At 68.4% G+C, this 14,090-nt stretch carries 11 protein-coding genes; 7 read left to right on the forward strand and 4 right to left on the reverse strand.

What is annotated here, in order from left to right; genetic code table 11:
• Genes yidC through rpmH form a run of 4 tightly spaced genes read right to left on the reverse strand, consistent with a single transcriptional unit; the run spans window position 1 to window position 2,006 of the window.
• Entirely contained in the window at window positions 1-1,143 is a 1,143-nt protein-coding gene (yidC, locus tag ACJX2R_RS26610) for a membrane protein insertase YidC (protein ID WP_262702081.1), read from the reverse strand.
• Window positions 1,144-1,161: 18 nt separating this feature from the next.
• The gene (gene yidD, locus ACJX2R_RS26615) at window positions 1,162-1,464 is read right to left on the reverse strand and encodes a membrane protein insertion efficiency factor YidD (RefSeq protein WP_262702080.1); all 303 of its coding nucleotides are present in this window, start codon (window positions 1,462-1,464) and stop codon (window positions 1,162-1,164) included.
• Entirely contained in the window at window positions 1,461-1,844 is a 384-nt protein-coding gene (gene rnpA, locus ACJX2R_RS26620; protein ID WP_037954594.1) for a ribonuclease P protein component, read from the reverse strand. Before rnpA ends, yidD begins: the two co-directional genes overlap by 4 nt.
• Window positions 1,845-1,868: 24 nt before the next feature.
• Window positions 1,869-2,006 carry a 50S ribosomal protein L34 gene (gene rpmH, locus ACJX2R_RS26625; protein ID WP_003956500.1) on the reverse strand — a complete coding sequence of 46 codons (138 nt, stop codon included), beginning with the start codon at window positions 2,004-2,006 and terminating at the stop codon, window positions 1,869-1,871.
• Window positions 2,007-2,443: 437 nt separating this feature from the next.
• On the opposite strand from rpmH, the gene dnaA reads away from it, so the two are divergent.
• The 7 genes from dnaA to gyrA all read left to right on the forward strand — a co-directional run bounded on the left by dnaA (window position 2,444) and on the right by gyrA (window position 14,088).
• Window positions 2,444-4,330: a chromosomal replication initiator protein DnaA gene (dnaA, locus tag ACJX2R_RS26630; RefSeq protein ID WP_413102188.1), complete on the forward strand. Its 1,887-nt coding sequence runs from the start codon at window positions 2,444-2,446 to the stop codon at window positions 4,328-4,330.
• Between the two features lie 879 nt (window positions 4,331-5,209).
• Window positions 5,210-6,340, forward strand: a complete 1,131-nt coding sequence (gene dnaN / locus ACJX2R_RS26635; protein ID WP_413102189.1) for a DNA polymerase III subunit beta — start codon at window positions 5,210-5,212, stop codon at window positions 6,338-6,340.
• 105 nt (window positions 6,341-6,445) lie between these two features.
• Entirely contained in the window at window positions 6,446-7,327 is an 882-nt protein-coding gene (gene gnd, locus ACJX2R_RS26640; RefSeq protein WP_413102190.1) for a phosphogluconate dehydrogenase (NAD(+)-dependent, decarboxylating), read from the forward strand.
• 57 nt (window positions 7,328-7,384) lie between these two features.
• Window positions 7,385-8,527 (forward strand): DNA replication/repair protein RecF, encoded by a 1,143-nt coding sequence (gene recF / locus ACJX2R_RS26645; RefSeq protein WP_262702076.1) that lies wholly within the window; start codon window positions 7,385-7,387, stop codon window positions 8,525-8,527.
• The gene (locus ACJX2R_RS26650) at window positions 8,524-9,084 is read left to right on the forward strand and encodes a DUF721 domain-containing protein (protein ID WP_413102191.1); all 561 of its coding nucleotides are present in this window, start codon (window positions 8,524-8,526) and stop codon (window positions 9,082-9,084) included. Before recF ends, ACJX2R_RS26650 begins: the two co-directional genes overlap by 4 nt.
• 306 nt (window positions 9,085-9,390) lie before the next feature.
• Window positions 9,391-11,421, forward strand: coding sequence for a DNA topoisomerase (ATP-hydrolyzing) subunit B (gyrB, locus tag ACJX2R_RS26655; protein WP_413102192.1), 2,031 nt, complete (start codon window positions 9,391-9,393; stop codon window positions 11,419-11,421).
• A gap of 42 nt (window positions 11,422-11,463) precedes the next feature.
• Window positions 11,464-14,088, forward strand: a complete 2,625-nt coding sequence (gene gyrA, locus ACJX2R_RS26660; protein ID WP_262702074.1) for a DNA gyrase subunit A — start codon at window positions 11,464-11,466, stop codon at window positions 14,086-14,088.
• Window positions 14,089-14,090 lie beyond the last annotated feature (2 nt).

The following is a 14,090-nucleotide window of genomic DNA, read 5'->3' on the forward strand; positions in this document are numbered from 1 at the left end:
TTACTTCTTGGACGGGTGCTTGGGGCGCTGCTGGCCCTTGCGCTGGCCGGACTTCGAGCCGCGGGAGGAGCCGGAAGCCGAGCCGCCGCCGGCCGGCTTGCCGCCCTGCGCGCCCTTCTTCTGCCCCGGCCCCGGCTTCGCGGCGGGCTTGTCCTCGGTGGACTTCTCCGTGGAGGCCGAGGAAGCCGGCTGCGAGCTGGCCTTGCTGTGGCCGGTCGTGGAGCGCTGTGCCTTGGTCTGGCGCTTGGGCTGCTGACGGTTGGCGCGCGCCACCTCGGCCGCCTCCTTCGCGGCGACCTCGGCCGGCTCCTCCTTCAGCTTGCCACTGGCCCGCAGCCGCTCCTGGCGGGCCTTGAAGGCCACGCTGCCCGGCGTCGGGTTCCGGCGGATGACGAACATCTGCTGGCCCATGGTCCAGACGTTGGTGGTCAGCCAGTAGACGAGGACACCGACGGGGAAGTTGATGCCGAAGACGGCGAACATGATCGGGAAGACGTACATCAGCATCTTCTGCTGCTGCATGAACGGCGTCTTCACCGTGAGGTCGACGTTCTTGGTCATCAGCTGGCGCTGGGTGAAGAACTGCGAGGCCGACATGAGGACGATCATGGTGATCGTCACGATGCGAACGTCGGTCAGCGAGGCGCCGAGGGATTCGACCTTCGAGGCCGAGTCCATGAACTTCACCGACAGCGGAGCGCCGAAGATGTGAGCGTTACGGGCGCTGTCCAGCAGCGACTGGTCGATGACACCGACCGTCCTGTTGTTCGCGATGTGGTTGAGCACCTGGTACAGCGAGATGAAGAACGGCGACTGCGCGAGAATCGGCAGACAGCTCGAGAGCGGGTTGGTACCCGTCTCCTTGTAGAGCTTCATCATCTCTTCGGACTGGCGCTGCTTGTCGCTCTTGTAGCGCTCCTGGATCGCCTTCATCCTGGGCTGGAGCGCCTGCATGTTCCGCGTCGACTTGATCTGCTTCACGAAGAGCGGGATCAGGCAGATCCGGATCAGCACCACCAGCGAAACGATGGACAGACCCCACGCCCAGCCACTGTCCCGATCGAAGATCAAGCTGTAGAACGAGTGGAACTGGACGATGATCCAGGAAACTACGTCATAAAGAGGACCGAGGATCGTGTCCACGAATCAGGCTCCTTGGGCTTAGGGCTGGGTCTCGGGCTGTGCGGCAGGCTCCACAGCCGGATGCCCGCCGAGGCGGTTCCGCAGCCGCTGGTGCCACACCGGACGCTTCCGGGGCGGGACATGGTCGACGCCACCGAGTGACCATGGGTTGCAGCGCAGGATGCGCCAGGCCGTCAGCGCCGTTCCTTTTACCGCGCCGTGCCGGTTGATGGCCGTATAGCCATAGTGCGAGCACGACGGGTAGTACTTGCAGACCGGTCCCAGCATCGGGCTGATGGTCCACTGGTACAGCTTGATCAACCACAGCAGCGGGTACTTCATCGCGGCACCCCTCCCAGTAGCCGCTGCACTGCCGTGTCGAGATCGCGGGCCAGCTGGTCGTGACCCGCCTCACCCGCGCCGGGCAGCGCCCGTACGACCACAAGGCTACCTGCGGGAAATCGGTCGATGCGGTCCCGCATCAGGTGGCGCAGTCTCCGCTTCACCAGATTGCGGACGACGGCACCGCCGATCGCCTTGCTTACGACGAAACCCGCACGCGCCGGAGGAGCACTCTCCCCGGATGCGTGCGGGTCCGTATCACCGCTGGTGAGGCCGGTACGAAGATGCACGACAAGGAGCGGGCGCCCGGCCCTGCGTCCTCGGCGTACCGCGGCCGCGAAGTCCTCGCGCCGCCTCAGCCGATGTTCGGTAGGCAGCACGGCATGGACCTTGAGTCAGGCTGCTCAGGCCGACAGGCGGGCGCGACCCTTGCTACGGCGGGACGCGAGGATCGCGCGGCCGGCACGGGTGCGCATCCGCAGCCGGAAGCCGTGGGTCTTCGCGCGACGACGGTTGTTCGGCTGGAAGGTGCGCTTGCTCACTCGGGGGCTCCAGAAATGAATCGGATGGTGGCGGTCTATCGCTTGGCTGTCACCGTGCGCCCACGAGTAGCTCGCAATACGCCCGAGTGCACCGCTTCACGACCACGGATCATCAGCCCGTGAATCCTTGCCCATCGGAGGCAGGCGGCAGCAGCCATCGACAACTCGACCTGGTTACGGTACGCGCGGTTACGCCATCCGGTCAAACCGGTGGCCGACACCCTGACAGCGCGCTATCCCCCCACAGCCTAGGGGCAGGGGAACGCCCGGCGACATCGCATGGCACATTTGTACACACCCTGTGGACAACGACTTGAACCCTGTACCCCGGCCTGACTACCGTGGCTGGGCTCCGATTCCTTCACGCCCGTCCCGAGAACCACGCATTCGTGGGACCTGTCGGCGTCCCCCACCCAGCGAGTGAGAGAGCGTGCCCTGTGGCTGACGTACCCGCCGATCTTGCCGCAGTGTGGCCACGTGTGCTGGAGCGGCTGCTGGGAGAGGGCTCCGGGCAGGGCGGACAAGGCGTCGAGGCCAAGGACGAGCACTGGATCAAGCGGTGCCAGCCCCTCGCGCTGGTCGCCGACACCGCGCTGCTCGCGGTCCCCAATGAATTCGCCAAGGGCGTACTGGAGGGCCGGCTGGCCCCCGTCGTCAGCGAAACGCTGAGCCGGGAGTGCGGCCGCCCGATCCGCATCGCGATCACCGTGGACGAGTCCGCCGGCGAACCGATCGTCCCCCCGCAGCCCCAGCGCGAGCAGCGCGAGTCCTACGAGAGCCGCGAGTCCTACGAGAGCTACGACGGCCGGGACGGCTATGGCCGCCAGGCGCCGGACGACCTTCCGTCCGCCCGCCCCGCGTACCCCGGGTATCAGCAGTCGCGCCCCGAGCCGGGCGCCTGGCCACGGGACCGTGACGACTACGGCTGGCAGCAGCCCCGGCTCGGCGGCTTCCCGGAGAGTGATCCGTACGCCTCCCAGCGCGCCTCGTCCGGCTATGACCAGCAGCCCGGCTATGACCAGCAGCCGTACGAGCAGCCGCGCGGCAACTACCGCGGTCCGGGCGCCGAGCGCCCCGGGCCGGGCCACGGCCCCGGCGGCGGTCCAAGCGGCGGCCCCGGCGGCATCCCCGGCCCCGGGGCGAGCCCCGAGCGCCCGCCGTACGAGCAGCGCCACGATCTGCCCGACCCGCTCGAGCGCGCCCGCGGCGGACCGCCCGTGCTGCCCTCGCAGACCGGCGCCCCCGGTCCGCTCGCCGCTCAGCCCGCGCCCGCGTCCGGCCCCGGTGAGCCGACCGCGCGGCTGAACCCCAAGTACCTCTTCGACACCTTCGTCATCGGCGCGTCCAACCGCTTCGCGCACGCCGCGGCGGTCGCCGTCGCCGAGGCGCCGGCCAAGGCCTACAACCCGCTGTTCATCTACGGCGAGTCCGGGCTCGGCAAGACCCATCTGCTGCATGCCATCGGGCACTACGCGCGCAGCCTCTACCCCGGCACCCGGGTGCGCTATGTGAGCTCGGAGGAGTTCACCAACGAGTTCATCAACTCCATCCGCGACGGCAAGGCGGACGCGTTCCGCAAGCGCTACCGCGACATGGACATCCTGCTGGTCGACGACATCCAGTTCCTGGCGAGCAAGGAGTCGACGCAGGAGGAGTTCTTCCACACCTTCAATACGCTCCACAACGCCAACAAACAGATCGTGCTCTCCTCCGACCGGCCGCCCAAGCAGCTGGTCACCCTGGAGGACCGGCTCCGCAACCGCTTCGAGTGGGGGCTGATCACCGATGTGCAGCCGCCGGAGCTGGAGACGCGCATCGCGATCCTCCGTAAGAAGGCGGTGCAGGAGCAGCTGAACGCGCCGCCGGAGGTGCTGGAGTTCATCGCCTCGCGGATCTCCCGCAACATCCGTGAGCTGGAGGGCGCGCTGATCAGAGTGACCGCCTTCGCGAGCCTGAACCGGCAGCCGGTGGACCTCGGGCTCACCGAGATCGTGCTGAAGGATCTGATCCCCGGCGGCGAGGACGCGGCCCCGGAGATCACCGCCACCGCGATCATGGCCGCGACCGCCGACTACTTCGGGCACACGGTCGACGATCTGTGCGGCGCCTCCCGCAGCAGGGTGCTGGTCACCGCGCGGCAGATCGCGATGTACCTCTGCCGGGAGCTGACCGATCTCTCGCTGCCCAAGATCGGCGCGCAGTTCGGCGGCCGCGACCATACGACGGTCATGCACGCCGATCGCAAGATCAGGGCGCTGATGGCCGAGCGGCGCTCCATCTACAACCAGGTGACCGAGCTGACCAACCGCATCAAGAACGGCTGAGAGGGGCCCGCGGGGCCGAGAGGGGCCCACGGGGCCACCGCGAACCGCTGAAGGGCGCTCCGGGACGGACATCTCCCGGGGCGCCCTTCGTCGTCCTGCCTCGTTACACCGCCGTCCCTCGTCGTTCACCGCTACGAGACTGTTCGATTCCCCGCCCGGCCGGCCCGGTTCTCCACAGATCCACAGCTCATCCACCGTCCACACCCTGGGGACATGGGAGTTGTCCCGATCGCGTCCACAGGCCGTCCGGTGGAAAGGGGATCACCCGAGGTCAGCCGGTTGTGGAATTGTGGCTAACGGGAGTCCACAGACTGTGGACGATCGAGCTGCCCACAGGCCGCGCGTCAGCTTGTCCACCGGCAACCCACAGCCGGAGGCCCGTTGCCCACAGCTTCTCCACACCGCTGTCCACTGTTCGGCAACGAAACGGCCACGGTCACCGGGCCGAGTGAAAGGCGTCACACTGAAGAGGCGGGTTGGGCTGTGGGGAAGGTGGGTAAAACTGGGGACGACGCTGGGGAGAACCGGGCCATGTCTGTGCATCGCATGTGCAGAACTCTTCGGCGTCCACAGAAAGCCCTGGTTGTCCACCGCCTCCACCCACAGGCCCGGTGGACAAAAAATCGCCTCTGACCAGGGCAGATCGAGTTTTCCACGGTTTCCACAGGGCCTACTACTACGACCACATAGAGATAGCGAGGAAATCGCTTCGAAGTGGGGCCTGTGCACAACCTCGGGCCGAGCCGCCCGACACCCCGCGCACCGACTTGACCCCGAGCCGCACCGACTGTCGGCGGCGTGCGTCAGACTGGTCTCCGGCGACACAGCCGACGACGAAGGCCAGCAGGGCGAGCCAGCAACAGCAGGAGGCGGCTTACGGTGAAGATCCGGGTGGAGCGCGATGTACTCGCGGAGGCAGTGGCCTGGACGGCCCGCAGCCTCCCGGCCCGACCGCCGGTGCCCGTCCTCGCGGGGATCCTGATGAAGGCGGAGGAAGGGGCGCTCAGCCTCTCCGGCTTCGACTACGAGGTCTCGGCCCGTGTCTCGGTGGAGGCCGACATCGAGGACGACGGCACGGTCCTCGTCTCCGGCCGCCTTCTCGCCGACATCTGCCGAGCCCTTCCCAACCGCCCTGTGGAGATCTCCAGCGACGGTGTGCGGGTGACGGTGGTCTGCGGCTCCTCGCGATTCACACTCCACACCCTGCCTGTGGAGGAGTACCCGGCGCTGCCGCAGATGCCGATCGCGACCGGCACCGTCCCCGGTGAGGTCTTCGCCGCCGCCGCGGCCCAGGTCGCCATCGCCGCCGGCCGTGACGACACCCTGCCGGTGCTCACGGGTGTGCGGATCGAGATCGAGGGCGACACCGTCACGCTGGCCTCCACCGACCGCTACCGCTTCGCGGTCCGCGAGTTCCTGTGGAAGCCCGAGACCCCCGACATCTCCGCCGTCGCGCTGGTGCCCGCCAAGACGCTCCTCGACACCGCCAAGTCGCTGACCAGCGGTGACACCGTCGCGCTCGCGCTCTCCGGCTCGGGTGCGGGCGAGGGCCTGATCGGCTTCGAGGGCGCCGGGCGCCGTACGACCACCCGGCTGCTCGAGGGCGACCTGCCGAAGTACCGCACGCTCTTCCCCACCGAGTTCAACTCGGTCGCGGTGATCGAGACCGCCCCGTTCGTCGAGGCCGTCAAGCGTGTGGCCCTGGTCGCCGAGCGCAACACCCCGGTGCGGCTCACCTTCGAGCAGGGCGTGCTGATCCTGGAGGCCGGTTCCAGCGATGACGCACAGGCTGTGGAAAGGGTGGACGCCCAGCTCGACGGCGACGACATCTCGATCGCCTTCAACCCGACGTTCCTGCTGGACGGCCTCAGCGCGATCGACTCGCCGGTCGCCCAGCTGTCCTTCACCACCTCGACCAAGCCCGCCCTGCTGAGTGGCAAGCCCGCCATGGACGCCGAGGCGGACGAGGCGTACAAGTACCTGATCATGCCGGTCCGACTGAGTGGCTGAAAGCCGAGCGAATGAGCGGGTGTAGCCCACATCTGTGCGGCTACCCGCGGGCGTAGGCTCGGATTCACCGCGAAACGCAACGGACTACGGCACAAAGGATCACTGATGGAGCTCGGTCTCATCGGCCTCGGCAAGATGGGTGGCAACATGCGCGAGCGCATCCGCCGCGCAGGCCACACCGTCATCGGATACGACCGCAACCCGGACGTCGCCGATGTTCACAGCATCGATGAGCTCGTCAACAAGCTCAAGGCCCCGCGAGTGGTGTGGGTCATGGTCCCGGCGGGCGTCCCCACTCAGATCACCATCGATGAGCTGGCCGAGCTGCTGTCGCCCGGCGACGTCGTCGTGGACGGCGGGAACTCCCGCTGGACCGATGACGAGAAGCACGCCGAGCAGCTCAACGCCAAGGGCATAGGTTTCGTCGACTGCGGTGTCTCCGGCGGTGTCTGGGGTCTGGAGAACGGCTACGCGCTGATGTACGGCGGCGCCGCCGACCATGTGGCCCAGGTCCAGCCGATCTTCGACGCGCTCAAGCCCGAGGGCGAGGTCGGCGCCGTCCACGCCGGCAAGGTCGGCGCGGGCCACTTCGCCAAGATGGTCCACAACGGCATCGAGTACGCGATGATGCAGGCGTACGCCGAGGGCTGGGAGCTGTTGGAGAAAGTGGACTCGGTCACCGACGTCCGCGAGGTCTTCCGCTCCTGGCAGGAGGGCACCGTCATCCGCTCCTGGCTGCTGGACCTGGCCGTCCGCGCCCTGGACGAGGACGAGCACCTGGGCAAGTTGCGGGGCTACGCGGAGGACTCCGGTGAGGGCCGCTGGACGGTGGAGGCCGCGATTGACAACGCCGTGCCGCTGCCCGCGATCACCGCGTCGCTCTTCGCCAGGTTCGCCTCCCGCCAGGAGGACTCGCCGCAGATGAAGATGGTCGCCGCGCTGCGCAATCAGTTCGGTGGCCACGCGGTCGAGAGCAACGAGAAGTAACCACCCCTCGGGGTCGGAAGCAAGCAGTACTGCCGGGGGAGGTCGGCGCAGCCCACTATGCACGTCACGCATCTCTCGCTCGCCGACTTCCGCTCGTACGCCCGGGCCGAGGTGGCGCTCGACCCGGGCGTCACAGCCTTCGTCGGGCCCAACGGCCAGGGCAAGACCAATCTCGTCGAGGCCGTCGGCTATCTCGCCACCCTCGGCAGCCACCGGGTCTCCTCCGACACCCCGCTGGTGCGCATGGGCGCGGAGCGGGCCGTGGTCCGGGCCGCGGTCGTCCAGGGGGACCGGCAGCAGCTGATCGAGCTCGAGCTCAACCCGGGCAAGGCCAATCGCGCCCGCATCAATCGATCGTCGCAGGTCAGACCGCGTGACGTGCTGGGGATCCTGCGGTCGGTGCTGTTCGCGCCCGAGGATCTGGCCCTGGTCAAGGGCGATCCGGGCGAGCGCCGTCGGTTCCTGGACGAGCTGATCACCGCGCGGGCGCCCCGGATGGCGGGGGTCCGCTCCGACTACGACCGCGTGCTGAAGCAGCGCAACACCCTGCTGAAGACCGCCGCCCTGGCCCGGCGCCACGGTTCACGCGGCGGGGGCGGCGACACGACCCTGTCCACCCTCGACGTCTGGGACCAGCATCTGGCCCGGGCCGGTGCCGAGTTGCTCGCCCAGCGGCTCGATCTGATCTCCGTGCTCCAGCCGCTCGCCGACAAGGCGTACGAGCAACTCGCCCCGGGCGGGGGCCCCGTGCTGCTGGAGTACCGCGGCTCGGCCGGTGAGGGGCTGGCCGGCGCGGGCAGCCGCGAGGAGCTGTACGAGCTGCTGATGGCCGCCCTGACCGAGGCCCGAAAGCAGGAGATCGAGCGCGGGGTCACACTGGTCGGCCCGCACCGCGACGACCTGGTGCTCAAGCTGGGCAGGCTCCCGGCGAAGGGCTACGCCAGCCATGGCGAGTCCTGGTCGTACGCCCTCGCCCTGCGGCTGGCCTCCTACGATCTGCTGCGCACCGAGGCGGGCGAGCCGGTGCTGGTGCTCGACGACGTCTTCGCGGAGCTGGACGAGCGGCGCCGGGAGCGGCTGGCCGAGCTGGTCGCCCCCGGGGAGCAGGTGCTGGTGACCGCGGCGGTGGAGGACGACGTGCCGCATGTGCTGACCGGTACGCGCTATGCGGTGTCCGAGGGCGAGGTGCGGCGCGTATGACGGACGGGATGGACCAGCCCGCGCGGCCCTCGGCGGCGCCCGGTCCCTCGCCGGTGCCGGAGCCCTCGGGCGTCGATCTCGCGCGGGTGGCGCTGCGCGCCGCCAAGGAGCAGGCGCGCGCCCGGGGGGCCGCGGCCCAGCAGAAGAAGCAGGCGCGCAGAGGGGGCTTGCGCTCCGGCGCGCGCGCCGATGGCCGCGATCCGCTTCCGCTCGGTGCGGCGATCAATCGGCTGATCACCGAGCGTGGCTGGGAGACCCCGGCCGCGGTCGGCGGGGTGATGGGCCGCTGGCCCCAGATGGTGGGCCCCGAGGTGGCCCAGCACTGCGAGCCCCAGCGCTATGACGAGGACGCCCGGGTGCTCACGGTGCGCTGTGACTCCACGGCGTGGGCGACCCAGCTGCGGCTGCTAGCGCCCCAGCTCGTGGCCCGGCTCAACGCGGATCTGGGCCAGGGCACGGTGAAGCTGATCAAGGTTCTGGGTCCGGGCGGCCCGCCCCCGCGCTACGGTCCGCTGCGCTCCCCGGGCTCCACGGGCCCGGGGGACACCTACGGCTGACCGTGGTTCGAGCCCTGTGTTAACCGGGGGTAACAGGGTGACTGCTGAGACCCCGGTCACGGTAGCCGGTGGTTGACAGCCCGAAGCGCTGAGTGGCGGCGTGAGCCTCTTGGAGCCCGTCCCCGCATATGGGGAGTCGGCGGCGGCCGGTTCAGGGCGGCACATGCGGACTCAGGCGGCAGCAAGCCCCCATTCTTGTCGGCGCTACCGGTAGACTGGGGCCGTACACCGTCGCCGCTGGCGCACCGAGCGCTTGCGGACACATGTTGAACGACGCAGCCGCTCCCGCCTGCCCGGAGACGGCTTGTGCTGTGCCAGAAAGGGCGCTTCGTGGCCGATTCCGGCAACCCCATCGAAAACATCCCGTCCATGCCCGACGGCGAGGCACTGGCTCCGCCGTCGTACGACGCCAGTGCGATCACCGTCCTGGAGGGGCTGGAGGCGGTCCGCAAGCGACCCGGTATGTACATCGGTTCCACCGGTGAGCGCGGCCTGCACCACCTCGTCCAGGAGGTCGTCGACAACTCCGTCGACGAGGCCATGGCCGGCCACGCGGACACCATCGAGGTCACGATCCTCGCCGACGGCGGCGTCCGCGTCGTGGACAACGGCCGTGGTATCCCCGTGGGCATCGTCCCCTCGGAGGGGAAGCCGGCCGTGGAGGTCGTGCTGACCGTGCTGCACGCGGGCGGCAAGTTCGGCGGCGGTGGCTACGCCGTCTCCGGCGGTCTGCACGGCGTCGGCGTCTCCGTCGTCAACGCCCTGTCGTCGAAGGTGTCGGTCGAGGTCAGGACGGACGGTTACCGCTGGACCCAGGACTACAAGACGGGAGTGCCGACCGCGCCCCTGGCCCGGAACGAGGCCACGGAGGAGACCGGCACCACGGTCACCTTCTGGGCGGACCCGGAAGTCTTCGAGACCACCGAGTACTCCTTCGAGACGCTGGCCCGGCGCTTCCAGGAGATGGCGTTCCTCAACAAGGGCCTGTCGATCTCGCTGACGGACGAGCGCGCGGCCCATGTGGACGAGGAGGGCAAGCCGCTCTCCGTGAAGTACCACTACGAGGGCGGCATCGTCGACTTCGTCACCTACCTCAACTCCCGCAAGGGCGAGCTGGTCCACCCCACGGTGATCGGCTTCGAGGCCGAGGACAAGGAGCGGATGCTCTCCCTCGAGATCGCGATGCAGTGGAACGCGCAGTACACCGAGGGTGTCTACAGCTTCGCGAACACCATCCACACCCATGAGGGCGGCACCCACGAGGAGGGCTTCCGCGCCGCGCTGACGTACCTGATCAACAAGTACGCGCGCGACAAGAAGCTGCTCCGGGAGCGCGATGACAACCTCACCGGTGAGGACATCCGCGAGGGCCTGACCGCGATCATCTCGGTCAAGCTCGGAGAGCCCCAGTTCGAGGGCCAGACCAAGACCAAGCTGGGCAACACGGAGGCCAAGACCTTCGTCCAGAAGATCGTCAACGAGCATCTCGCCGACTGGCTGGACCGCAACCCCAACGAGGCGGCGGACATCGTCCGCAAGGGGATCCAGGCGGCCACCGCCCGGGTCGCGGCCCGTAAGGCGCGCGATCTGACCCGCCGCAAGGGGCTGCTGGAGACCGCTTCGCTGCCGGGCAAGCTGAGCGACTGCCAGTCCAACGACCCGTCGAAGTGCGAGATCTTCATCGTCGAGGGTGACTCCGCCGGCGGCTCGGCCAAGTCCGGCCGCAATCCGCAGTACCAGGCGATCCTCCCGATCCGAGGCAAGATCCTCAACGTCGAGAAGGCCCGGGTCGACAAGATTTTGCAGAACAACGAGGTCCAGGCGCTGATCTCCGCCTTCGGCACCGGGGTGCACGAGGACTTCGACATCGCCAAGCTCCGCTATCACAAGATCATTCTGATGGCGGACGCCGATGTCGACGGCCAGCACATCAACACCCTGCTGCTGACCTTCCTCTTCCGTTTCATGCGCCCGCTGGTCGAGGCGGGGCATGTCTTCCTGTCCCGTCCGCCCCTCTACAAGATCAAGTGGGGCCGGGACGAGGTCGAGTACGCGTACTCGGACCGGGAGCGGGACGCGCTGATCCAGGCCGGCCGGGAGCAGGGCAAGCGCATCAAGGACGACTCCGTCCAGCGCTTCAAGGGTCTGGGCGAGATGAACGCCGAAGAGCTGCGGGTGACCACGATGGACCAGGACCACCGCGTCCTGGGCCAGGTCACGCTGGACGACGCGGCCCAGGCCGACGACCTGTTCTCGGTCCTCATGGGTGAGGACGTCGAGGCACGGCGCTCGTTCATCCAGCGCAACGCCAAGGATGTCCGCTTCCTCGACATCTGAGTCGGCCCCCAGCCGCAGACGACAGAAGGACTTTGACCAGCAATGGCCGACGAGAACACCCCGAACACGCCCGAAGACCTGACCCCCGACGAGCTCGCCGAGGGCGCCGCCCTCCGCGTCGAGCCGGTCGGCCTCGAGACGGAGATGCAGCGCTCGTACCTCGATTACGCGATGAGCGTGATCGTCAGCCGTGCGCTGCCCGACGTCCGGGACGGCCTCAAGCCGGTGCACCGCCGGGTGCTGTACGCGATGTACGACGGCGGGTACCGCCCCGAGAAGGGCTTCTACAAGTGCGCCCGCGTCGTCGGCGACGTCATGGGCACCTACCACCCGCACGGCGACTCGTCGATCTACGACGCGCTGGTGCGGCTGGCCCAGCCGTGGTCCATGCGGATGCCGCTGGTCGACTCCAACGGCAACTTCGGCTCCCCGGGCAACGACCCCGCGGCGGCCATGCGGTACACCGAGTGCAAGATGGCGCCGCTGTCGATGGAGATGCTCCGGGACATCGACGAGGAGACCGTCGACTTCCAGGACAACTACGACGGCCGTAACCAGGAGCCGACGGTCCTGCCGGCCCGCTTCCCCAACCTGCTGATCAATGGCTCGGCGGGGATCGCGGTCGGCATGGCCACCAACATCCCGCCGCACAATCTGCGCGAGGTGGCCGAGGGCGCCCAGTGGGCCCTGGCCAACCCCGAGGCCACTCAGGAAGAGCTGCTCGACGCCCTGATCGACCGGATCAAGGGCCCGGACTTCCCGACCGGGGCGCTGGTCGTCGGCCGTAAGGGCATCGAGGAGGCGTACCGCACCGGGCGCGGCTCGATCACCATGCGCGCGGTGGTGGAGGTCGAGGAGATCCAGGGCCGGCAGTGCCTGGTGGTCACCGAGCTGCCGTACCAGGTGAACCCGGACAACCTCGCGCAGAAGATCGCCGACCTGGTGAAGGACGGCAGGGTCGGCGGCATCGCCGACGTCCGTGACGAGACCTCCTCGCGCACCGGCCAGCGCCTGGTCATCGTGCTCAAGCGGGACGCGGTCGCCAAGGTCGTCATCAACAACCTCTACAAGCACACCGATCTCCAGACCAACTTCGGCGCCAACATGCTGGCCCTGGTCGACGGTGTGCCGCGCACCCTCTCGCTGGACGCGTTCATCCGCAACTGGGTCACCCACCAGGTCGAGGTCATCGTCCGCCGGACCCGCTTCCGGCTGCGCAAGGCCGAGGAGCGGGCGCACATCCTGCGCGGTCTGCTCAAGGCCCTGGACGCGATCGACGAGGTCATCGCGCTGATCCGGCGCAGCGACACGGTGGAGACCGCGCGCGAGGGCCTGATGGGCCTGCTGGAGATCGACGAGATCCAGGCGAACGCGATCCTCGAGATGCAGCTGCGGCGGCTGGCCGCCCTGGAGCGTCAGAAGATCGTCCAGGAGCATGACGAGCTTCAGGCCAAGATCAACGAGTACAACGCGATCCTGGCCTCGCCCGAGCGGCAGCGGCAGATCATCAGCGAGGAGCTGACCGCGATCGTCGAGAAGTTCGGCGACGACCGGCGCACCAAGCTGGTCCCCTTCGACGGCGACATGTCCATCGAGGACCTGATCGCCGAGGAGGACATCGTCGTCACGATCACGCGTGGCGGCTATGTGAAGCGCACCAAGACCGAGGACTACCGCTCGCAGAAGCGCGGCGGCAAGGGCGTGCGCGGGACGAAGCTGAAGCAGGACGACATCGTCTCCCACTTCTTCGTCTCGACCACCCACCACTGGCTGCTGTTCTTCACCAACAAGGGCCGGGTCTACCGGGCGAAGGCGTACGAACTGCCGGACGCGGGACGGGACGCGCGCGGCCAGCACGTGGCGAATCTGCTGGCCTTCCAGCCCGATGAGAAGATCGCGCGGATTCTCGCCATCCGGGACTACGAGGCGGTGCCGTATCTGGTGCTGGCCACCAAGTCCGGCCTGGTGAAGAAGACCCCGCTGAAGGACTACGACTCGCCCCGCTCCGGCGGTGTGATCGCGATCAACCTCCGGGAGATGGAGGACGGCCGCGAGGACGAGCTGATCGGCGCCGAGCTGGTCTCCTCCGCGGACGATCTGCTGCTGATCAGCAGGAAGGCCCAGTCGATCCGGTTCACGGCGACCGACGACTCGCTCCGGCCGATGGGGCGCGCGACCTCCGGTGTGAAGGGCATGAGCTTCCGCGAGGGTGACGAACTCCTGTCGATGAATGTCGTCCGGCCCGGTACGTTCGTGTTCACCGCCACCGACGGCGGGTACGCGAAGCGGACCAATGTCGATGAGTACCGCGTCCAGGGGCGCGGTGGTCTCGGGATCAAGGCGGCGAAGATCGTCGAGGACCGCGGTTCCCTGGTCGGGGCGCTGGTGGTCGAGGAGACCGATGAGATCCTCGCCATCACGCTCAGCGGTGGCGTGATCCGCACCCGGGTCAATGAGGTCAGGGAGACGGGCCGTGACACCATGGGCGTCCAACTGATCAACCTGGGCAAGCGCGATGCCGTCGTCGGCATCGCCCGGAACGCCGAGGCCGGTCGTGAGGCTGAAGAGGTCGAGGAAGAAACCGCGACCGTGAACGCGCCAGCCGAGGAGGCCGAGTCCGAGGCGGCCGAGGGCACAGCGCCCCCGGCCGACGAGACCGAGGAGTAAGT

Source organism: Streptomyces sp. Inha503, from assembly GCF_047215865.1.
In the GTDB taxonomy this organism is placed as follows: domain Bacteria; phylum Actinomycetota; class Actinomycetes; order Streptomycetales; family Streptomycetaceae; genus Streptomyces; species Streptomyces lycopersici.

What these genes read in the sequence shown, in the direction of transcription:
- recF (WP_262702076.1), top strand. Translation starts at nt 7,385, where the DNA reads ATGCACGTCACGCATCTCTCGCTCGCCGACTTCCGCTCGTACGCCCGG.
- ACJX2R_RS26650 (WP_413102191.1), top strand. Translation starts at nt 8,524, where the DNA reads ATGACGGACGGGATGGACCAGCCCGCGCGGCCCTCGGCGGCGCCCGGT.
- yidD (WP_262702080.1), bottom strand. Translation starts at nt 1,464, where the DNA reads ATGAAGTACCCGCTGCTGTGGTTGATCAAGCTGTACCAGTGGACCATC.
- gnd (WP_413102190.1), top strand. Translation starts at nt 6,446, where the DNA reads ATGGAGCTCGGTCTCATCGGCCTCGGCAAGATGGGTGGCAACATGCGC.
- gyrA (WP_262702074.1), top strand. Translation starts at nt 11,464, where the DNA reads ATGGCCGACGAGAACACCCCGAACACGCCCGAAGACCTGACCCCCGAC.